At 67.4% G+C, this 19370-nt stretch carries 21 protein-coding genes; 14 read left to right on the top strand and 7 right to left on the bottom strand.

Features of this window, described 5'->3' with window-relative positions:
* Positions 1-16: 16 nt before the first annotated feature.
* The 3 genes from murD to CKW06_RS05835 form a co-directional block, all read right to left on the bottom strand.
* Positions 17-1426 carry a UDP-N-acetylmuramoyl-L-alanine--D-glutamate ligase gene (gene murD / locus CKW06_RS05845; protein WP_024956953.1) on the bottom strand — a complete coding sequence of 470 codons (1410 nt, stop codon included), beginning with the start codon at positions 1424-1426 and terminating at the stop codon, positions 17-19.
* Positions 1407-2759 (bottom strand): UDP-N-acetyl-alpha-D-muramoyl-L-alanyl-L-glutamate epimerase, encoded by a 1353-nt coding sequence (gene murL / locus CKW06_RS05840; RefSeq protein WP_005412538.1) that lies wholly within the window; start codon positions 2757-2759, stop codon positions 1407-1409. Before murL ends, murD begins: the two co-directional genes overlap by 20 nt.
* Positions 2760-2829: 70 nt before the next feature.
* Positions 2830-5424: a bifunctional aspartate kinase/diaminopimelate decarboxylase gene (locus CKW06_RS05835; protein WP_024956952.1), complete on the bottom strand. Its 2595-nt coding sequence runs from the start codon at positions 5422-5424 to the stop codon at positions 2830-2832.
* A gap of 75 nt (positions 5425-5499) precedes the next feature.
* Between CKW06_RS05835 and CKW06_RS05830 the strand changes: the two genes are divergently transcribed.
* Both CKW06_RS05830 and CKW06_RS05825 read left to right on the top strand, forming a co-directional pair.
* On the top strand, positions 5500-6372 hold the full coding sequence (locus CKW06_RS05830; protein ID WP_024956951.1) for a PhzF family phenazine biosynthesis protein: 873 nt from the start codon (positions 5500-5502) through the stop codon (positions 6370-6372).
* A 131-nt stretch (positions 6373-6503) separates the two neighbouring features.
* Positions 6504-7382, top strand: a complete 879-nt coding sequence (locus CKW06_RS05825; protein WP_024956950.1) for a PhzF family phenazine biosynthesis protein — start codon at positions 6504-6506, stop codon at positions 7380-7382.
* Positions 7383-7540: 158 nt separating this feature from the next.
* Here CKW06_RS05825 and CKW06_RS05820 read toward each other — a convergent pair whose 3' ends face one another.
* Positions 7541-7972 (bottom strand): OsmC family protein, encoded by a 432-nt coding sequence (locus CKW06_RS05820; RefSeq protein WP_005408443.1) that lies wholly within the window; start codon positions 7970-7972, stop codon positions 7541-7543.
* A 372-nt stretch (positions 7973-8344) separates the two neighbouring features.
* On the opposite strand from CKW06_RS05820, the gene CKW06_RS05815 reads away from it, so the two are divergent.
* The 4 genes from CKW06_RS05815 (at position 8345) to CKW06_RS05800 (ending at position 10608) form a co-directional block, all read left to right on the top strand.
* Positions 8345-8743: an HU family DNA-binding protein gene (locus CKW06_RS05815; protein ID WP_005408442.1), complete on the top strand. Its 399-nt coding sequence runs from the start codon at positions 8345-8347 to the stop codon at positions 8741-8743.
* Between the two features lie 295 nt (positions 8744-9038).
* Positions 9039-9347, top strand: coding sequence for a DUF3861 family protein (locus CKW06_RS05810; protein ID WP_005408441.1), 309 nt, complete (start codon positions 9039-9041; stop codon positions 9345-9347).
* A gap of 51 nt (positions 9348-9398) precedes the next feature.
* Positions 9399-9929: a hypothetical protein gene (locus tag CKW06_RS05805; protein ID WP_024956949.1), complete on the top strand. Its 531-nt coding sequence runs from the start codon at positions 9399-9401 to the stop codon at positions 9927-9929.
* Positions 9930-10011: 82 nt separating this feature from the next.
* Positions 10012-10608 carry a YceB family lipoprotein gene (locus CKW06_RS05800; protein ID WP_005408439.1) on the top strand — a complete coding sequence of 199 codons (597 nt, stop codon included), beginning with the start codon at positions 10012-10014 and terminating at the stop codon, positions 10606-10608.
* A 38-nt stretch (positions 10609-10646) separates the two neighbouring features.
* Here CKW06_RS05800 and CKW06_RS05795 read toward each other — a convergent pair whose 3' ends face one another.
* Both CKW06_RS05795 and CKW06_RS05790 read right to left on the bottom strand, forming a co-directional pair.
* Positions 10647-11189 carry a type 1 glutamine amidotransferase domain-containing protein gene (locus CKW06_RS05795; RefSeq protein WP_024956948.1) on the bottom strand — a complete coding sequence of 181 codons (543 nt, stop codon included), beginning with the start codon at positions 11187-11189 and terminating at the stop codon, positions 10647-10649.
* A gap of 162 nt (positions 11190-11351) precedes the next feature.
* A complete protein-coding gene (locus CKW06_RS05790) occupies positions 11352-11819 on the bottom strand; it encodes an SET domain-containing protein (RefSeq protein ID WP_012479369.1) in 468 nt (155 codons plus the stop codon).
* A gap of 208 nt (positions 11820-12027) precedes the next feature.
* Between CKW06_RS05790 and CKW06_RS05785 the strand changes: the two genes are divergently transcribed.
* From CKW06_RS05785 to CKW06_RS05760, 6 genes are read left to right on the top strand one after another with little or no spacing between them, the layout of a single operon-like run.
* Entirely contained in the window at positions 12028-12483 is a 456-nt protein-coding gene (locus tag CKW06_RS05785; RefSeq protein WP_024958768.1) for an SUF system Fe-S cluster assembly regulator, read from the top strand.
* Positions 12484-12500: 17 nt separating this feature from the next.
* Entirely contained in the window at positions 12501-13976 is a 1476-nt protein-coding gene (gene sufB, locus CKW06_RS05780) for a Fe-S cluster assembly protein SufB (protein ID WP_024958767.1), read from the top strand.
* Positions 13973-14377, top strand: coding sequence for a hypothetical protein (locus CKW06_RS05775; RefSeq protein ID WP_005408434.1), 405 nt, complete (start codon positions 13973-13975; stop codon positions 14375-14377). Before sufB ends, CKW06_RS05775 begins: the two co-directional genes overlap by 4 nt.
* Before the next feature lie 2 nt (positions 14378-14379).
* Positions 14380-15144, top strand: coding sequence for a Fe-S cluster assembly ATPase SufC (gene sufC, locus CKW06_RS05770; protein WP_024958766.1), 765 nt, complete (start codon positions 14380-14382; stop codon positions 15142-15144).
* Entirely contained in the window at positions 15144-16406 is a 1263-nt protein-coding gene (gene sufD, locus CKW06_RS05765; RefSeq protein WP_005408432.1) for a Fe-S cluster assembly protein SufD, read from the top strand. Before sufC ends, sufD begins: the two co-directional genes overlap by 1 nt.
* Positions 16403-17659, top strand: a complete 1257-nt coding sequence (locus CKW06_RS05760; protein WP_005408431.1) for a cysteine desulfurase — start codon at positions 16403-16405, stop codon at positions 17657-17659. The genes sufD and CKW06_RS05760 overlap by 4 nt, the downstream gene beginning before the upstream one ends.
* A 63-nt stretch (positions 17660-17722) precedes the next feature.
* On the opposite strand, the gene CKW06_RS05755 is transcribed toward CKW06_RS05760, so the two are convergent.
* Positions 17723-18163 (bottom strand): hypothetical protein, encoded by a 441-nt coding sequence (locus CKW06_RS05755; protein WP_139338706.1) that lies wholly within the window; start codon positions 18161-18163, stop codon positions 17723-17725.
* A 163-nt stretch (positions 18164-18326) separates the two neighbouring features.
* On the opposite strand from CKW06_RS05755, the gene CKW06_RS05750 reads away from it, so the two are divergent.
* The gene (locus CKW06_RS05750; RefSeq protein ID WP_005408429.1) at positions 18327-18866 is read left to right on the top strand and encodes a GNAT family N-acetyltransferase; all 540 of its coding nucleotides are present in this window, start codon (positions 18327-18329) and stop codon (positions 18864-18866) included.
* Entirely contained in the window at positions 18863-19195 is a 333-nt protein-coding gene (locus CKW06_RS05745; RefSeq protein WP_005408428.1) for a non-heme iron oxygenase ferredoxin subunit, read from the top strand. The genes CKW06_RS05750 and CKW06_RS05745 overlap by 4 nt, the downstream gene beginning before the upstream one ends.
* Positions 19196-19370 lie beyond the last annotated feature (175 nt).

The raw sequence follows: 19370 nt of genomic DNA, 5'->3' as shown, positions 1-19370 counted from the left end.
AAAGGGATCCGACCCCTCAGGCGATGCCCAGCCCCGGAATCGCGCTGATGCTGTCCGGGTCGAATCCGGCCAGCTCGGCGAAATGACGGCCACGCGCCACGTAATCGCGGTACGCACCAAAGCTCGGCGCGCCCGGCGACAGCAGCACCACCCCACCCTGCACCCCCAGCGCGGCGCGCGCCAAGGCCATCGCCTCGGGCAGATCACCTGCAGCGTGCAGACCGAAGCGACCGGCATCGGCCAGCGGCTGCAGCATGGCGTGGATGCGCGGGCCGTTGCTGCCCATGGTCACGATCTCCACCGGCGGCACGTCGTGCGCCATGTGCTGCATGAAATCGGTCCAGTCCAGGCCACGGTCATGCCCGCCCACCAGCAGCGCGATGCGCTGCCCGGCGAAGCACTCCAGCGCGGCCAGGCTGGCATGCGGCGTGGTGCTGATCGAATCGTTGACGTAGGTCAGGCCATCGGCCACGCCGATGCGCTGCAGACGGTTCGGCAGCGGACGGAAGTCCTGCACCGCCGGCGCAAGCGCCGCGGCATCCAGCCCCAGCGCTTCCAGCGCGGCCAGCACCGCGCACAGGTTGCCACGGTTGTGGCGGCCCGGCAGCGGCGTGTTGCGGGTATCAAACACGGCCTGCTCACCACGATGCACGATGTCGCCGCGCATGTGCCAGCCCTGCGGCTGGTTGAACCAGACCACTTCGCTGTCGGGCAGCGACAGCGCGGCCAGGTGCGGATCGGCGGCATTGAGCACGGCGATGCGCGGTGCGGCTTCAGTCACCAGCCGCAGCTTGTCTTCGATGTAACGCTGTTCGCTGCCGTGCCAGTCCAGGTGTTCCGGGAACAGGTTCAGCACCACCGCCACCTGCGGGCGGGCGCCACTGCGTGCCACTTCGCCGGTCTGGTAGCTGGACAGTTCCACCGCCCAGTACTCGGGCGCGGGCTGCGGGTCCAGCACTTCCAGCAGCGGCAGGCCGATGTTGCCGACCAGGCCGGTACGGTGGCCGGCGGCACGCAGCAGGTGCGCGACCAGCGCGGTGGTGGTGCTCTTGCCCTTGGTACCGGTCACGCACACGGTGTCGTGCACGATGCCATCGTCGGCCGCGTGTTCGGCGAACCACAGCGCGGTGCCACCAATGAAGCGGGTGCCCTGCCCTTCCGCCGCCAGCGCGATTGGCTGGTAGGGGCTGATGCCGGGAGACTTGATCACCACGTCAAACGCGGCCAGCGCTTCAGCAGAAGGCTCGCCACGCACGTCCAGCACGCCCTGCGTTTCCGCACGCGCGGCCTCGACTTCAGCCGCCGGGCAGAACAGGCTCAGCGGCAGCGTGGGCAGGCGCTCACGCAGCACCGCAAACGCGGCGCGGCCCTCACGGCCCCAGCCCCACAGTGCAACGCGCTTTCCGTCAAGCTTCGAAATCTTCACGCACCCGTTCCCACAGCGCAGCCGGAACGCGGTGCTCGCCCTGCAGCTGCAGCAGCGGTGCCAGTTCCAGTTCGGCGGCATCCAGCTGCGGCTGGATCTCGTTGCAGAAGCGCTTCACCAGCACGTCTTCCTTCCACTCCGGGCGTTGCGCCAGGGTCGCCATCGCCGCACGCGATTCGCGGCCTTCGCCCACGCACTCGAACGGCTTGTGGTCCTGGAATTCCAGCAGCGCATCGAAGCCACCGGCCTGCTCGGCATCATCCAGCAGGTTGCGGCCGAAGATGCGCACCAGGCGCGTCTTGGGCATGAACGGGGCCAGTGCCAGGAACACGAAATGGCACTTCGGGCAGACGCCGCACCAGCGGTTCACCGGGCGCTCGCCGAGGATGTGGAAGTTGCGGTTGCAGCTGGAGAAATGCGCGTCGTAGAAGTCACTCTTGGCGAACTGGCGGGCCACCGCCAGCTCGGACATCGGGCGCAGCAGCGAGTAGTACTGCAGGTCCGCCGCCACGTACTTCTGCACATGGCTGCCGAACGCCTGCTCGCAGGCCCAGCCCTTGGACCACTGATGATTCACTTCGCCGGTGCCTGGAATCTGGCTGCCGTAGCTGGCCGAGCGCTCGTTGGAGAACACCACCTGGTCCACGCCGTGCAGCAACGCGGCCAGCACCATGATCGCCGAGTTCACCACCGTCACCGGGATATGGCCGTTCCATGCGCCCTGGCGATTCAACTCGAACAGTTCAGGTGCCAGCGTGCGGCCCAGGTTCAATGTCGGCAGGCCGGTGCGCTCGGCGCACGCACGGATCAGCTGCGAGCCACCGATCCAGGTCACGGTCTCGTCCACGCCGGCACGGCGCAGCGCTTCGATGCTGACCAGCGAATCCTTGCCGCCGCCGATGGCCACCAGCGCGTGCGGCTGCAGGCCCAGCGACGGCGCCTGCACGGCCTCGCCCTGCACCGGCAACCGGAAGCGGCCGCGCAGGTTCAGGCCATTGCGGTAGGCGAATTCGCCCAGGCCGTTGAGGTAAATGGTCTCCACCAGTGCGGCGGTATCGGCATCGATGCTGTAGCTGTCGATGCTGACCGTCTCCGGCACGCCCGCCTTGTAGTAGCTGACACCGGCGATCAGGTGCAGCAGCTGCAGCGCGCGCTGCACGGCGGCGGTACGCGCCTCGTCCAGCACGAACGGGGCGCCGGGCACGGTGATGGTCTCCACCATCTCCGGGCCGTCATCAAAGGCATAGACCAGCCTGGCCACGCCGGTCTCCGCGGCGAATTCGCAGCGGACGAAGCGGAAGCGGGAAACCTGGTGTTTGTCGAAAGCAGTCATGGTGTATCCGGTCAGGCACGGGCCCGCGCGAGGGCGCGGGGCGTGTCGGTGGGCGGGTGCAGGGCGGCAATCATTCGATCACGTCTTCGCGCGGCAGCATCCGCTGGTTGTAGGTGTTGGCCATCGAATAGCCGTAGGCGCCGGCATCGGCGATCAGCATCACGTCGTCCGGCGCGGTCGACACCGGCAGCTTGCGGCGCTTGCCGAACACATCGCTGGATTCGCAGATCGGGCCGACCACATCGAACGCCGCCTCGGCATACCCACCCTGGCGGCTTAGGTTCTCGATGTCGTGCCAGGCGTCGTACAGCGCCGGGCGCATCAGTGCGTTCATGCCGGCATCCAGGCCGACGCGGCGCACGCCGTCCTTTTCCACCACCTGCGTGGCGTGGGTCAGCAGCACGCCGGATTCGGCCACCAGGTAGCGGCCCGGCTCGATCGCCAGGCGGAACGCCGGATGCAGCGCCTTGACCTCCGCCAGGCCCTCGGCCCAGGCATCCAGATCGAACGGCTCGTCCTCGGCGGAATACGGAATCGGCAGGCCGCCACCGATGTCGATGGTCTGCACGCTGCCGATGCGGCGGGCGAAACCGGCCAGCTCATCGCACATCAGGCGCCAGTGCTGCGCGGTCTCCACGCCGCTGCCCAGGTGCGCATGCAGGCCGACCACGCGGCTGCCCAGATCGGTGGCCGCGCGCACGAACTCGTCGACACGGGCGATCGGCAGGCCGAACTTGGACTCCTTGCCACCGGTACGGACCTTGGCGTGGTGGCCTTCGCCACGGCCCAGGTCGACGCGCAGCCACAGCTCGCGGTTGCGGAACAGGTCCGGCCAGCGCTGCAGTGCCTCGACGTTGTCGACCGTCACGGTCACGCCCAACGCGAATGCGGCTTCGTACTCGCTGCGCGGGCAGAAGCTGGGAGTGAACAGCACGCGCTTGGGCGACAGTTCCGGCAGGTGCTGGAACACGTGCTTCAGTTCGCCATGCGACACGCACTCCAGGCCGAAGCCTTCGGCTTCCAGCAGCTGCAGGATGGCCGGGTGGCTGTTGGCCTTGATCGCGTAGTAGCGCTGGTCGATCGGCTTGATCGCGGCCAGCGCGCGGGCGCGGGCGCGCACGGTCGGCAGATGGTAGACGTAGCGCGGCGTACCGGCATCGGCCAGCTGCAGCAGGTGCGCACGCTGGCCCCGCCACCACGGCGTGCCACGCGGGCGCACGGTGCCGGCGATCTCGCGCCAGCGCGGGCCGAATACTTCGGTCTCTTCCACCGGCATCGCGCCGCTGTCGATCAGCTCGGCGTGCAGCACCGGCAGCAGGCCATCGGCATCGGCCTCGTCGATGACGAAGGTCAGGTTCAGGTCATTGGACGACTGCGAGATCATGTGCACGCGCTCGCGGCCGAAGGTCGCCCACACGTCCGACAGCTTGTGCAGCAGCGAACGCATGCCACGGCCCACCAGGGTGATCGCCGCACACGGCACGATCACCTTCACCTTGCAGATCTGCGACAGGTCGGCCGACAGCGCGGCCAGCACATCGGTATTGACCAGATTCTCAGACGGGTCCAGCGACACGGTGACGTTGGTTTCGGCCGAACCGATCAGGTCCACCGACAGGCCGTGCTTCTTGAACAGATTGAACACATCGGCCAGGAAGCCGACCTGCTGCCACATGCCGATGCCTTCCATCGACACCAGCACGATGCCGTTGCGGCGGCTGATCGCCTTCACCCCTGGTACCGGCGCAGCGCTGCCGTCGATGCTGGTGCCCGGCAGTTCCGGGCGCTCGGTATCGAGGATGGCCATCGGTACGCCGGCATCGCGGCACGGCTTGATCGAGCGCGGGTGCAGCACCTTGGCGCCGGTGGTGGCGATTTCCTGCGCCTCGTAATAGTCCAGGCGGGTCAGCAGGCGCGCGTCCGGCACATCCTTCGGGTTGGCACTGAACATGCCCGGCACATCGGTCCAGATCTCCACGCGGCTGGCACCGAGCAGCGCACCGAAGTACGCCGCCGAGGTATCCGAGCCGCCGCGGCCGAGGATGGCGGTACCGCCATCGGCATGCCGCGAGATGAAGCCCTGGGTGATCAGCAGGCGGGTCGGCTGCGCACGGAAGCGCTGCATCCATTCCGCGTCGGCACGCCACTGGCAGTTCACCGACAGGCGCTGCGACCAGTCGCTCTGGTTCGGCTGCGGCGGCATCGCGTCCAGCCACTGGCGGGCATCCATCCAGCCCATGTCCAGGCCCGAAGCGTGCAGGTAGGCCGCACCCAGGGTGGAGGACAGCAGCTCGCCCTGGCCCAGCACTTCGGCCTGCCAGTCGAGCGGACGGGTGGCCGCCCGCGCGTCGTCGAGCAGCCCCTGCAGCGCCGCCAGGCGATCGGCCAGCACCTCGCGGCCCAGGCCGAGTTCAACCAGGAAGGCCTCGTGGCGTTCGACCAGCGCCGCCACGCGGTCCCGGCTGTCGGGCGCGCCATCGGCGATCGCGGTCAGTTCGTTGGTGACCCCGGACAGCGCCGACACCACCACCAGCACGCGCGAGCCGGTCTCTTCCGCGCGTTTTTTCGCCAGCTTCCCGATCGTGTCCCAGCGGTGACGACGCGACACCGAGGTGCCGCCGAACTTCAGTACGATCCAACGATCGACAAGGGGGGAAGCTGACATGGATTGGCTATGTAGAATGTGGGGAAGCCGCCCTCGGGGGCGGAACCTTTGATTCTAAGCGCAATATCCCCGTAGATGGCCGTCCTCCGTTACCTGCAGCTCGATGTCTTCGCCCCCCGCCCCGGCACCGGCAACCCGCTGGGCGTCATCCTGGACGCCGACGGGCTCTCCAGCAGCCAGATGCAGGCCCTGGCCGCCTGGCTGAACCTGTCCGAGACGGTGTTCTTCCTGCGCCCCAGCACGCCGGGCGCCGACTACCACATCCGCATCTTCACCCCGACCCGCGAGCTGGCCTTCGCCGGCCACCCCAGCGTCGGCGCCGCCTGGGCGGCGGTGACCTGCGGCCTGGCGCAACCGCGCAACGGTGCCCTGCTGCAGCAATGCGAGGCGGGGTTGCTGCCGGTACGGGTCAGCGGTCCGGCCGAGGCGCCGGAAATCCAGCTGGCCAGCCCACCGGCACGACAACTGGACACGATGGCGGACGCCGCGCCGAAGGAGCTGCTGGCGCTGGCTGCCAGCGGGCACGCGCCCGAACTGTGGGACAACGGCGCACGCTGGTGGCTGCTGCCGCTGCGCGACGCCGCTGCCGTACGCAACCTTGTGCCGGACATGGCCACGCTGGCCGACTGGAGCCTCGCCACCGACGCGACCGGTGTGGCCGTGTTCGCCGACGAGGCCGGCGGCGACCACACCCGGGTGGTGCGCGCCTTCTGCCCGGCTGATGCAGCCGCCGTGCCCGAGGATCCAGTGACAGGCAGCGCCAATGCGCTGATCGGTGCCTGGCTGCGCCAGCGCAATGCCCTGCCCGGCCGCGAGGGCCGCTACGTCGCCAGCCAGGGCCGCGAAGTCGGCCGCGATGGTCGCGTACAGGTCGAGGTTGATGCGCAGGGCACGGTGTGGATCGGCGGCCAGGTGCAGTGCGTGATCGACGGCAGCATCCGCTGGTAGCCCACGGAAAAAAGGGGACGGAGGGAATTAAGTCGCTTATGGCACATGAGGCAAAAGCGACTTAATTCCCTCCGTCCCCTTTTTGGTGCTCCGCGCTACGCTATGCGGCCTGTTTACTGGAGTGCCGCCTGATGACCACCCGCCGTTTCCTGCAGCTGGACGTGTTCTCCCCGCGCGCCGGCGCTGGCAATCCGCTGGCCGTGGTACTCGATGCCGAGGGCCTGGACGACGCCAGCATGCAGGCCATCGCGCGCTGGACGCGCCTGCCCGAAACCACCTTCGTGTTCCCGCCGCGGGTGCCGGGCGCCAGCTATCGATTGCGCATGTTCAGCCCGCAGAAGGAAGTACCGTTCGCGGGCCATCCCAGCGTCGGTACCGCGCACGCGGTGCTGCAGGCGGGCCTGGCCGCAGCGGTCGACGGCGTGCTGGTGCAGGACGGCATTGCCGGCGCGCTGCCGCTGCGCGTCAGCGGTGAAGGTACGCAGCAGCGCATCGCCATCCGCACCCCGCGCGCGCAGCTGGCCGAAACCGCTGAGGCCACCGATCCGCGCCTGCAGGCCGCGCTGAAGGACTGGCCGCTGGGCACACTGCCGCCGGCACGCATGCAGGGCGGCCGCAGCTGGTGGGTGGTGCAGGTGGCCGACGAGGCCGCATTGCGCGCGCTGCAGCCAGACTGGGATGCAGTGGCCGCACTGGCTGAATCCACCGACAGCATGGGCGTGTTCGCCTATGCCTTCAGCGATGGCAGCGAGGGTTTCGACCTGGCCGTACGTGCCTTCGTCGGCAATGGACGCCGCTTCGAGGACGCCGCCTCGGGTGCGGCCAATGCGGTGCTGGCCGCGTGGCTGGACCTGCGTGACGCGCTGCCGCGTGGACGGACGCCGTTTGAAGTCAGCCAGGGCCGCGAAGTCGGCCATGACGCGCGCCTGACCCTGCTGGTCGACCAGGACGGCGAGGTCTGGTCTGGCGGGCAGGTGCAGACGGTGATCAGCGGCACCATCGATTGGTAAACACCATCGAGGTAGAGCCGAAGGCAGCGGCAGGAGCCGCTGCCAACGTCGGACGCGACGGCCCGGAGGGTGGCGGCCAGGAAGGCCGCCATAACGCTGGCCGGCTGTTACCTGGACCTCGAGATCATGCGGTTGCCGGCCAGCGGCCGCCACTACCCTCAGCCCAGCTCGGCTTCCAGGCTGATCGGCACCGCGCTCAGCGCCTTGGACACCGGGCAGTTCTGCTTGGCGTCATCGGCAATCGCACGGAACTGCGTCGCGTCGATACCCGGCACCACTGCCTTCACCTTCAGCCGGATCTGCGACAGCTGCGGGCCGCCCTCCAATGACAGATCGACCTTGGCTTCGGTATCCAGCGAGGTCGGGGTAAAGCCGGCTTCGCCGAGCTTGGCCGACAGCGCCATGGTGAAGCAACCGGCGTGCGCAGCAGCGATGAGCTCTTCCGGATTGGTGCCCTTTTCGTCGCCGAAACGGCTGTTGAAGCCGTAGCGTGTCTTGTCCAGCAGCCCGCTCTGCGGCGTGCTCAGCTGCCCCTTGCCCGACTTCAGATCGCCTTCCCAGTGCGCGGTGGCGTGTCGCGAGATTCCCATGTGCTGCTCCTGCGTGACGGTGATGAACGGTCACCCTCGCACGGGAGGCGTTAGCCCTGCGTCGCTCCGCCGCACGCCGCAGGTCGCCTTCCGAACCCGGCGCGTGGACACTTTCTTACCAGCCGGAAACGCATTTTTCTCTTGTTTTCAGTGGTTTCGCGCATTCCGCCGATGGGCGGGCGTGGGCCGTAGCGCACGTTGCCACACCCCCGTCTCCCACGGCGCGCCATGTACTGAATCGGCCTGGATATGAAAAAACATGCACTTTCCGCGCTTCGGGCTATTGGCGGCGCCCAAGAGTTGCCCTACATTGCGCTTGCCGACGGGGTTCGGCGCCGACCAAACAACCAACCGTTCACGGAACAGGAAACCATGGCAAAGACCGCTAAGAAGGCTGCCCCGAAGAAGGCAGTGAAGAAAGTCGCGACGAAGGCAGCCGCCAAGCCGGCCGCTCCGAAGCCGATCAAGGAAGTGCTGACCAAGTCCGGCCTGGTTGCACACATCGCTGAAGCCTCCGGCGTCGTCGCCAAGGACGTCCGCGCTGTGCTGGCCTCGCTGGAAAGCGCCGTTGCCTCCTCGGTGCACAAGAAGGGCGCTGGCTCCTTCACCCTGCCGGGCCTGCTGAAGATCACCACCGTCAATGTGCCGGCCAAGCCGAAGCGCAAGGGCATCAACCCGTTCACCAAGGAAGAGCAGTGGTTCGCTGCCAAGCCGGCCACCACCAAGCTGAAGGTGCGTCCGCTGAAGAAGCTGAAGGACGCCGCGCTGTAAGCGCGCGCCCCAACGCGGATTCCGACGGGACGGCTCTGGCCGTCCCGTTTTCTTTTGCACGTTCCCGGCAGCAGGTCCACGCCACGTGTGGATGCGCCGCCCCGGGGCATTCGCAACACAGCGTTGCCGCATACTGGAAAATCCCCGTTCAAGCCCGTCGCCATTAGCCAGGCGCGGCCTGGGCAGGCCCTGGAACGTACCGGGTGGAACACTGCGTGCAGCCCCGGCCATCGCCGCCGCGCACGGCCTTGCCTAAGGTGGGCACATCCTCCACAGCTACGGCGAGCATCCCCTCATGGCCAGCCCCTCCACCCGCTACCGGATCTCGGTGACCCCCATCGAAAAGGACGGGTTGCAGTGCACCGGGCGCTGCACCATCGAACTGGAACATCGCGCCAGCCGCGACCTGATGCGCCTGCTGGAAGCGGCGCCACGCACCGCTGGCATCAGCGGTGATGAACGCGCGACCCTGGTGATCGCCACCCAGCTGCTGCGCGACATCGTGCAGCGCCACGCGGAGACCGATGGACATGCGTTGGCCGCCATCGCCGGGCAGGTGCTGCCGGCACTGGATGCGCTGGAGCAGTTGCCCTCCTCCCGCTGATTCCCGCGCAGCCGATACACTGTCTCCCCCACATCGCCTCGGGGAGGAGGCATGCGCAGGACGCTTTTCCTGATCGCGCCCCTGGCGCTGCTCGGCTGCTCCAGGCCTGCGGCAGCGCCCGATGTTGCGCCAGCGCCGGCTGTCGCCGGCGCCGGAACGCAGGGCATCGCCGGCTCCGAAGCGGCGTCCCTGCAGACACCGGCGATCGATCCGCTGTTCGCTGCGGTCGCTGCCGACGCCCAACCACCATCGGTGATGCTCAACCGCTACGTGATCGCGCTGCTCAACCGCAACCGCAGCGCCAGCGACGCGGCATGGGCGATTCCACCGGCCGACCCGCACCGCGCAGATGACGCTGCCATACGCCAGCTGCAGGGCGTGCGTACGCTGCGGCTGGACAGCGAGCCCCCGGTGGCACGCGACGGCCAGCATCCTCCCCAGCTGCTGGAAGTGCCGGTGCGGATCCGCGCGGTCACCACCCAAGGGACCTTCCGCTTCGGCGGCTGGTACCGCGTGCAGCCCAGTGCTGATGGCCGCGGCTGGCAGATCCAGTCGGCGCAACTGCGGCCAACGCTGGACTGAACCATTGCAGCGGCATGCACGCGCGATTCAGCCGTCCCGGCTACTCTTTCCTCCATCCTTTCCCAGTCCAGCGGTCACCGCCATGCGCCTGCGTTCCCTGATGACCCGCCTCGCCGCCTCCACCGTGCTGATCGCCGCCGCGATTGGCGCGCAGGCCGCCCCATCCATTTCCGGCCGCGAACTGTCGGTCGGCGCCAGCGATGTGCAGCAGTATCTCGATGGCAGCTTCCCGCGCACCCAGGACGCGTTGGGCGGACTGATCGCCCTCACCATGAGCCACCCCCAGCTGAGCCTCCCGGCCGGCGAGCGCTTGAACCTTGGCATGGACGTGGCACTGGCCACTGCCGGTGGCAATCCGGCCAAACTGGGTACGGTGAAGCTCAGCAGCGGCCTGCGCTACGACGCGCAGACCCAGGGATTCCATCTGCAGCAGCCGAGCGTGGATGACTTCACGCCGGCCAACCAGGGCGGTCGTCTCGACTCCCGTACCCGTGGCCTGCTCAACGCCTGGCTGAGCGACTACGCCCAGCGGGAGCCGATCTACAAGCTGGACCCGGCCGTGGCCGGCGTGCTTGGCGCGCTGCAGGTGCAATCGGCACAGGTGAAGAACGGCAAGCTGGTGGTCACCTTCAACCAGAACCTGGGCAACCTGGTGCCGGCAGGCGTGCTGGGCAAGTAAGGTGGTGTCGGCCAGCGGCCGGCACTACCGGCAGCGCATCAGGCGGCGAGTGCCTTGACCACCGCCTCACTGAAGGCTGGGATGTCGTCCGGCTTGCGGCTGGTGATCACGTTGCCGTCGACCACGACCTCGGCATCGCGCCAGTTCGCCCCCGCATTGGTCAGATCCTGCTGCAGGGACGGCCAGGACGTCAGCTCGCGGCCATCGGCGAGGCCACTGTTGATCAGCAGCCACGGGCCATGGCAGATCGCCGCCACAGGCTTGCCGGCTTCGTCTACTGCGCGGACGAAGCCGAGTACAGCCTCGTCGGTACGCAGCGTGTCCGGATTGATGACCCCTCCCGGCAGCACCAGGGCATCGAAGCTGGCCGGATCGGCCTCATCCAGCGGAATATCCACTGCAACGGCGTCGCCCCAGTTCTTCTCTTTCCAGCCCTTGATCGTCGCCTCCTTTGCAGGCGACACGACGCTGACGCGCGCGCCTTCGGCTTCCAGCAGACGCTTGGGTTCGGTCAGTTCGGACTGTTCAAAGCCGTGGGTGGCAAGGATGGCAATCTGCTTGCCCTTCAATCGTTCTGCCATGGGTGCACTCCGGTTGGGGGTGCCGACAGAATGGAAGAACGGCCCTTGCACGGCGGTGACCCTGCCGTGCACGGCAGGTGGAGAGCCTCCGGGTGGTGCCGGCCGCTGGCCGGCACCTGGATTGCGCCTTGCCGGCCAGCGGCCGGCACTACCCGGTACCGGTCAGCGCTTGGGCTGCAGCATGGTGCCGGTGCACTTGGGCGAGCCGCAGCGGCACTCCCAGATCTTCTTCAGCTTGGCGGTGTGACGCTCGGCCAGGGTGATGCCGTAGTTGTAGGTCAGCTCTTCGCCGGCCTTGATGTCACGCAGCGCCTCGATGAACACCTTGTCGCCACGGCTGTCACCGTCCTCGTCTTCCTCGATCACCGCCTCGCAGTTCGGGTCGCAGCTGTGGTTGATCCAGCGCGCATCGTTGCCCTTGTAGTTGGCATCGATCACCCAGTCATCGTTGAGGGTGAACAGGAAGGTATGGCCGCTTTCAACGTCGCCGCTGTCATCGGCATCAACGTCGCCGTGGCTGCGCAGCAGGCCCTTGTACTGGATCACGCGCTCGCCCTGCTTGATCGGGGCCACGGCGAACACGCCGTTGCCATGGATGGCGGACTTGCGGGCTTGGATCTTCTTCGGCATCGGCACGGGCTGTTTGCAGCGGATGGAACCGGGATTCTCGCCCATTCCGGGTGATTGCGAAAATCACCCCGTTGGCGCAGCATGGCGCCCCGGCGGTGGCCCCGGTGCGTCGTCCCGGTCCGTCCCAGCGCCGGCTGAATGCCCGGGTTGGATGCCGGCGAATAAAAGCGTACAATTTCAGTCCGCTTTAAGAACCGCTCGCATTCCCATGTTGCGTGTCACCAAGCTCACCGATTACGCCACCGTGGTGCTGACCGTGCTTGCCGCCCGTCCGGGCGAGGTGCTCAGTGCCACTGAGCTGGCCGAATTCACCGGCCTGGAGCCGCCCACCGTCAGCAAGGTGCTCAAGCCGCTGGCGCAGGCCGGCCTGGTCGAAGGCCTGCGCGGTGTCCGTGGCGGCTACCGCCTGACCCGCCCGGCCATCGAGATCTCGCTGTTCGAAGTGGTCGAAGCGATGGAAGGGCCATTGGCCCTGACCGAATGCAGCCACGACCACCACCAGTGCGGCATGGCGCCCAAGTGCGGCGCGCGCCGCAGCTGGCGGCTGATCAACGACGTGGTCTCCGAGGCCCTGCGCGATGTCACCCTCGCCCAGATCCTGCCCCCTCTTCCCCTTGCCGATGACGAACAGCGCCGCACCATCGCTGTCGACGTCGTCTCCTGATCCACAGGCAGCCCCCCATGGCCACCGAAACCATCGAAAACGTCGCCCACGACGACACCCCCAACCGCGAGATCCACGAGCAGCTCGGCCGCAAGTATTCGGCCGGCTTCATCACCGAGATCGAATCGGACTCCCTGCCGCCGGGCCTGGACGAGGACACCATCCGTGCCCTGTCGGCCAAGAAGGACGAGCCGGAGTGGATGACGCAGTGGCGCCTGGACGCCTACCGCCACTTCCTGACCATGCCGATGCCGGACTGGGCCAAGCTGGAGATCGCGCCGATCGACCTGCAGGCGCTCAGCTACTACTCCGCGCCCAAGGGCCCGAAGTACGCCTCGCTGGATGACGTGCCAAAGGAACTGCTCGACACCTACGACAAGCTGGGCGTGCCGCTGCACGAGCGTGCCAAGCTTGCAGGCGTGGCGGTGGACGCGGTGTTCGACTCGGTGTCCGTCGGTACCACGTTCCGCAAGGAACTGGCCGAGAAGGGCATCATCTTCTGCTCGATGTCCGAGGCCATCAAGGAACATCCGGAACTGGTCCGCCAGTACCTGGGCACCGTGGTGCCGGTAGGCGACAACTACTTCGCCGCGCTCAATTCGGCGGTGTTCTCCGATGGCAGCTTCGTGTTCATTCCCAAGGGCGTGCGTTGCCCGATGGAACTGAGCACCTACTTCCGCATCAATGCCGGCCACACCGGCCAGTTCGAGCGCACCCTGATCGTGTGCGAGGACAAGGCCTACGTGTCCTACCTGGAAGGCTGCACCGCGCCGATGCGCGACGAGAACCAGCTGCACGCAGCGGTGGTCGAGCTGGTCGCGCTGGAAGACGCGGAGATCAAGTACTCCACCGTGCAGAACTGGTACCCGGGCGACGAGAACGGCGTCGGCGGCATCTACAACTTCGTCACCAAGCGTGCCGAATGCCGTGGCGCGCGCAGCAAGGTCACCTGGACCCAGGTCGAAACCGGTTCGGCGATCACCTGGAAGTACCCGTCCTGCGTGCTGCTCGGCGACGACGCGGTCGGTGAGTTCCACTCCGTGGCGCTGACCCATCACCGCCAGCAGGCGGACACCGGCACCAAGATGATCCACGTCGGCAAGCGCACCAAGAGCAAGATCGTCAGCAAGGGCATCAGTGCCGGCCGTGGCCAGAACACCTACCGCGGCCTGGTGCGGGTGGACCGCAACGCCGATGGCGCGCGCAACTACACCCAGTGCGATTCGCTGCTGATCGGCAAGCAGTGTGGCGCACACACCTTCCCCTACATCGAGGTGAAGAACCCGGGCGCCACCGTCGAACACGAGGCCACCACCTCGAAGATTTCCGACGACCAGCTGTTCTACTGCCGCGCCCGTGGCATCAGCCAGGAAGACGCGGTGTCGATGATCGTCGACGGCTTCTGCAAGCAGGTGTTCCGCGAACTGCCGATGGAGTTCGCGGTGGAGGCCAAGAAGCTGCTGGAAGTCTCGCTGGAAGGAAGCGTCGGATGATGCGTACGTCTTTGCCCGCACTGTTGCTGCTGGGCCTTTCGCCCTGGGCCCTGGCCAACGCGTCCTGCACCCCCGAAGACCTGGTGGGTGCCACCCCGGTCAGATTGCCCGCCAGCACGGTCATCTCCGCGCCGAAAGAATTTTCGATAGTGCTGACAACGGGGCAGGACGGCAGCTTCGGCGCGATCCGGGCTCGCCTGAGCTCGGGCAACCGTGAGCTGGATCGCGCCGCTGCCGAATCCATCCGACAGGCCTCCCTCGCAGTCTCCTGCCTGCAAGAACCCGGTGAAGAGATCATCGTGGTTTTCTCCGCCCTCCCCGCTCAACCTGGGCAGCCCGGCAACGGCACGGTGCAGATCGTCCGCATCGCCCCCGCAGCCCCGAAACCTACCAAGCCATGACCATGCTGAAGATCGAAAACCTCCACGCCCGCATCGGCGACAAGGAAATCCTCAAGGGCCTGTCGCTGGATGTTAAGCCCGGCCAGGTGCACGCCATCATGGGCCCCAACGGCGCCGGCAAGTCCACCCTGGGCAATGTCCTGGCAGGCCGCGACGGCTATGAAGTGACCGAAGGCAGCGTGCAGTTCGACGGCGTCGACCTGCTGGAGCAGGACCCGGAAGCGCGCGCCGCCGCCGGCCTGTTCCTGGCGTTCCAGTACCCGGTGGAGATCCCGGGCGTGAACAACACCTACTTCCTGCGCGCGGCACTGAACGCCCAGCGCAAGGCACGCGGTGAGGAGGAACTCGATTCCATGCAGTTCCTCAAGCTGGTGCGCCAGAAGCTGGCCGTGCTGCACCTGAAGGACGAACTGCTGCACCGTGGCGTCAACGAAGGCTTTTCCGGTGGCGAGAAGAAGCGCAACGAGATCTTCCAGCTGGCCGTGCTCGAGCCGAAGCTGGCGATCCTGGACGAAACCGATTCGGGCCTGGACATCGACGCGCTGAAGAGCGTGGCCGACGGCGTCAACGCGCTGCGTGCCGCTGACCGTTCGTTCCTGGTCATCACCCACTACCAACGCCTGCTGGACTACATCAAGCCGGACGTGGTGCACGTGCTGGCCGATGGCCGCATCGTCAAGACCGGTGGCCCGGAACTGGCGCTGGAACTGGAAGCGCACGGCTACGATTTCCTCAAGGATCGCGTGGTGCGCGAGGCGGCGGTCTGATGAGCGCCCTGCTCGACTCCATGGCCCAGGCCTTCTGCGGCAGCGACGCGCGCCGCGAAGTGCTGGACGCGGCCCTGCGTGACGGCCTGCCGGCCGCGCGCAACGAAGCCTGGAAGTACACCTCGCTGCGCCAGCTGGAACGCCGTGCGTTCGCGGCGGCACCGCTGCAGGGCCCGGCGCTGGACGCCGCGCTGCTGGAGGACATCCCGGCACCGCGCCTGGTGTTCGTCAACGGCCGTCTGGATGCCGCGCTGAGCGATGTGCAGAGCCTGCCGGCCGGCGTGCAGCTGCAGCCGCTGTCGGCCGCACTGGCCTCCGGCGAAGACGCCGTGCGTTTCCTTGGCCGCCGCTACGAGCGCAGCGAAGAGATCTTCGCCCGCCTGAATGCCGCGCTGGCCGATGAAGGCGTGGTGATGCGCGTGGACGAAGGCGTGCAGGTGGAAGCGCCGCTGCAGCTGGTGTTCGCCAGCGTCGCCGGCGATACCGACCTGGCCTGGCACCACCGCCACCTGATCGAACTGCGTGCCGGCGCCAGCCTGGGCGTGGTCGAGCACCGCCTCAGCGTCGGCGATTCGGCGCACCTGGACAACACCGTGCTGCACGCCCATGTCGCCCGCGATGCCGTGCTCAAGCACGCCCGCGTGCAGGCCGGCAGCGCGCGCCAGACCAGCTTCCTGCGTACCGACGCGGTGCTGGCCCGCGACGCGCGGTACCACCGCGTCGACCTGGAACTGGGCGCAGCACTCAGCCGCCACGAACTGAACGTGCGCCTGGAAGGCGACAACGCCCAGCTGACCGCCAACGGCGTGCTGCTCGGCAATGGCCGACGCCACGTCGAGACCCGCCTGGGCATCGACCACATCGCGCGCGATACGAGTTGCGAGCTGCTGTGGCGTGGCGTTGCCGCCAACCGCAGCCGCGTGGTGTTCCATGGTGGCATCCAGATCCGCGAAGGCGCCGACGGCACCGATGCGAACCTGTCCAACAAGAACCTGCTGCTGTCGGCCGACGCCGAGATCGATACCCAGCCGACGCTGGTCATCGACGCCGATGAAGTGAAGGCCGCGCATGGCGCCACCGTCGGCCAGCTCGATGCCAACGCGCTGTTCTACCTGCGCTCGCGCGGCCTGCCGCAGGCACAGGCGCAGGCACTGCTGAGCGCCGCATTCTGCCACGAGCCGCTGAAGATCCTGCCGGAAGCCCTGCGCGAGCAGCTGGCACGCCGTTTGGACAAGGCCCTGGCCGAGGCGGGTGTGGCATGAACCTGTCCACCCCGCGCCCGATCGAAGAACGCACCGGCGCGCCCGATTGGGATCGCGTCCGCCTCGACTTCCCGCTGCTGATGCGTGAAGTGCACGGCAAGCCGCTGGTCTATTTCGACAATGCCAACACCGGCCAGAAGCCGGTGCAGGTGATCGGCGCGGTGGACGAGTTCTACCGCCGCTACAACGCCAATGTCAGCCGCGCGGTGCACGCGCTCGGCAGCGAAGCCACCGACGCCTACGAAGGCGCGCGCAACAAGCTGGCACGCTTCCTCAACGTGCGCCCCAGCGACTTGGTGCTGTGCAGCGGCACTACCTTCGCCATCAACCTGGTGGCGTATTCGTGGGCCCTGCCGCGATTGAAGGCCGGCGACGTGATCCTGATCACGCGCATGGAACACCACGCCAACATCGTGCCGTGGCAGCTGGTCGCACAGCGTACCGGCGCCACCATCCGCGTGGCCGAGATCACGCCTGACGGCGCACTCGATCTGGATGCGCTGCGCGCGGCAATGACCCCGGAGGTCAAGCTGCTGGCGGTCACCCACGTGTCCAACGTGCTGGGCACGGTCAACCCGGTGCGCGAGATCTGCCGTGAAGCGCGCAAGCGCGGCATCATCACCGTGGTTGATGGCTCGCAGGCCGTGCCGCACCGCAAGGTCGACGTGGCCGCGATCGGCTGTGACTTCTACGCCATCACCGGCCACAAAATGTGTGGTCCGACCGGCACCGGTGCGCTGTGGGCCCGCCGCGAGCACCTGGATGCGATGCCGCCGTTCCTTGGCGGCGGCGAGATGATCAAGGAAGTCAGCTTCGACGGCACCGTGTTCAACGATGCCCCGCACAAGTTCGAAGCCGGCACCCCGAACATCGCCGGCTTCATCGGCCTGGGCGTGGCCGCCGACTACCTGCAGCAGCTTGGCCAGGAGAACGTGGAAGCACGCGAGGCTGAACTGCTGGCGCATTTCACCGAAGAGCTGCGCCGCGTCGACGGTCTGCGCATCATCGGCGAAGCACCGGAGAAGGCCGCCGTGGTCTCGTTCCTGATCGACGGCGCGCATGCCCACGACCTGGCAACCCTGCTCGACCTGGAAGGCGTGGCCGTGCGGTCAGGCCAGCACTGCGCGCACCCGCTGCTGCAGTACTTCGGCGTGGCGGCAACCTGCCGTGCCTCGCTGGCGTTCTACAACACCCACGCCGAGATCGAGCGCTTCATGACCGCGCTGACCAAGGTGCGGAAGCTGTTGGGGTAACCCCGGAAGACCGGGGTCAGATCCCTTTCGCATCGCGAATGGGCTCTGACCCCAACTAACCGATCACTCCTGCAGCCGCCGCACCGACGACACACATAGTTCGGCAGGCCACTGGCCAAGATGCCCCTTGCCGCTCACCGCATCCGGCCGCGCCGCCGACACGATCCCGGTCATTTCAAAAGCCTGCTCCGTCGGCAACGTCACCGGCGCGATTCCCTCCACCCAGATGCCGTCTGCCGCCCACGGGTCACGTACCGGCGGTCCTGGATGCAGCGCCGACATTTCCCAGCCTCCGACGTAGGCACCCCGCACCTTTACCAAGCGGCCCTGAAAGCGGACAGGGTGCGCACGCAGTTCCTCCAGGGCGACAGGAAGTGCACGTGCCGGGTTGAACCCAGGGCAGGCAAAACTGTTGAAGGAAGCGTCCCTGCCCACGACGGAGGCATCCGTGCACGCGAGCAGGACCGACATCGCCACGATCATGCCGAGCGTAGCGACCTTCATGGCCCCTCCGTCTCCGCCTTGCCAACCCATTTCTGCCTCCTGCGGGAAAGCGATGAACGGCGAGCATAGCCGGTGCTCCGGGGGCAGAGCTCCTCCGCGTTGCGAAAGGGATCTGCCCCCTCCCCCCATTTGCGCCCGCCCACGCCCAACCTAGAATGGGGCCATGAGCACCCTGACCTTCCGCGCCGCCACGCCGGCCGACATCCCCGCCCTGATCGCCCTCGTCACCTCGGCCTACCGTGGCGACGCCAGCCGCGTCGGCTGGACCACCGAAGCCGACCTGCTGGATGGCGCCCGCATCGACGCCGAAGGCATCCAGGCCGACCTCGACCGCCCGCGCTCGACCATCCTGCTGGCCGAGCGCGGGGACCAGCTGGTGGCCTGCGCCCACGTCGCCGATGTCGACGGCAAGGGCTACTTCGGCATGTTCTCGGTCGATCCGGCCCAGCAGGGCGGCGGCGTCGGCAAGCAGCTGATGGATGCCGCCGAAGCACACGCCGCGCGCGAATGGAACGTACCGGTGATGCAGATGACCGTCATCGACGTGCGCGACGAGCTGATCGCCTTCTACGAGCGCCGCGGCTACAGCCGTACCGGCATCAAGAAGCCGTTCCCGTATGGCGACGAACGCTTCGGCATCCCGAAGCGCGACGACCTGCGCTTCGAGATCCTGGAAAAGCCGCTGAACGGAGCCGCCGCGTGAGTGAGGCCTGGACCTTTGTCTGTGCCGGCAACGAGCTGCTGCCGGGTGAAATGAAGAGCGTGTTCGACGAAGTGACCGGCACGCCGATCGTGGTATTCAACCTCGACGGCGAGCTGTACGCACTGGAAGACCAGTGCACGCATGAAGAGTTCGAACTGTCCTCGGGCGAGTTCAACACGACCGAAGGCAGCGTGGAGTGCGTGCTGCACGGCGCGCGCTTCGACGTGCGCGATGGCCGCGCCCTGTGCGCCCCGGCCTACAGCCCTGTGCCCAAGTTCCCGGTGAAGCGCGAGCACGACGCGATCTGGACCCGCGACGACCGGGATTGAGGCGGCGCTGGGCCCGGAGAGCCCCCAGAGGGCGCCTCGCGGGAGAGCATCCACCCATGGGGTGATCCACTGGAGTGCACTGAGGGGCCCTCCAGGGCCCTTCCAGGCCATCCAGATCGGCAACCCGATTGCGCATATGCGAATCATTATCGTTGATGTTATTCTACGTAACATC

The organism is Stenotrophomonas maltophilia (assembly GCF_900186865.1).
GTDB lineage: Bacteria > Pseudomonadota > Gammaproteobacteria > Xanthomonadales > Xanthomonadaceae > Stenotrophomonas > Stenotrophomonas maltophilia.
Note: the sequence above shows the minus strand (reverse complement) of the source record. Positions and strands in the feature narration are given on the sequence as shown.

Bases quoted from the DNA above. Each gene is read 5' to 3' on its own strand.
- murL (WP_005412538.1), bottom strand. From the start codon at position 2,759: ATGACTGCTTTCGACAAACACCAGGTTTCCCGCTTCCGCTTCGTCCGC.
- CKW06_RS05835 (WP_024956952.1), bottom strand. From the start codon at position 5,424: ATGTCAGCTTCCCCCCTTGTCGATCGTTGGATCGTACTGAAGTTCGGC.
- CKW06_RS05830 (WP_024956951.1), top strand. From the start codon at position 5,500: ATGGCCGTCCTCCGTTACCTGCAGCTCGATGTCTTCGCCCCCCGCCCC.
- CKW06_RS05825 (WP_024956950.1), top strand. From the start codon at position 6,504: ATGACCACCCGCCGTTTCCTGCAGCTGGACGTGTTCTCCCCGCGCGCC.
- CKW06_RS05820 (WP_005408443.1), bottom strand. From the start codon at position 7,972: ATGGGAATCTCGCGACACGCCACCGCGCACTGGGAAGGCGATCTGAAG.
- CKW06_RS05815 (WP_005408442.1), top strand. From the start codon at position 8,345: ATGGCAAAGACCGCTAAGAAGGCTGCCCCGAAGAAGGCAGTGAAGAAA.
- CKW06_RS05810 (WP_005408441.1), top strand. From the start codon at position 9,039: ATGGCCAGCCCCTCCACCCGCTACCGGATCTCGGTGACCCCCATCGAA.
- CKW06_RS05805 (WP_024956949.1), top strand. From the start codon at position 9,399: ATGCGCAGGACGCTTTTCCTGATCGCGCCCCTGGCGCTGCTCGGCTGC.
- CKW06_RS05800 (WP_005408439.1), top strand. From the start codon at position 10,012: ATGCGCCTGCGTTCCCTGATGACCCGCCTCGCCGCCTCCACCGTGCTG.
- CKW06_RS05795 (WP_024956948.1), bottom strand. From the start codon at position 11,189: ATGGCAGAACGATTGAAGGGCAAGCAGATTGCCATCCTTGCCACCCAC.
- CKW06_RS05790 (WP_012479369.1), bottom strand. From the start codon at position 11,819: ATGCCGAAGAAGATCCAAGCCCGCAAGTCCGCCATCCATGGCAACGGC.
- CKW06_RS05785 (WP_024958768.1), top strand. From the start codon at position 12,028: ATGTTGCGTGTCACCAAGCTCACCGATTACGCCACCGTGGTGCTGACC.
- sufB (WP_024958767.1), top strand. From the start codon at position 12,501: ATGGCCACCGAAACCATCGAAAACGTCGCCCACGACGACACCCCCAAC.
- CKW06_RS05775 (WP_005408434.1), top strand. From the start codon at position 13,973: ATGATGCGTACGTCTTTGCCCGCACTGTTGCTGCTGGGCCTTTCGCCC.
- sufC (WP_024958766.1), top strand. From the start codon at position 14,380: ATGCTGAAGATCGAAAACCTCCACGCCCGCATCGGCGACAAGGAAATC.
- sufD (WP_005408432.1), top strand. From the start codon at position 15,144: ATGAGCGCCCTGCTCGACTCCATGGCCCAGGCCTTCTGCGGCAGCGAC.
- CKW06_RS05760 (WP_005408431.1), top strand. From the start codon at position 16,403: ATGAACCTGTCCACCCCGCGCCCGATCGAAGAACGCACCGGCGCGCCC.
- CKW06_RS05755 (WP_139338706.1), bottom strand. From the start codon at position 18,163: ATGAAGGTCGCTACGCTCGGCATGATCGTGGCGATGTCGGTCCTGCTC.
- CKW06_RS05750 (WP_005408429.1), top strand. From the start codon at position 18,327: ATGAGCACCCTGACCTTCCGCGCCGCCACGCCGGCCGACATCCCCGCC.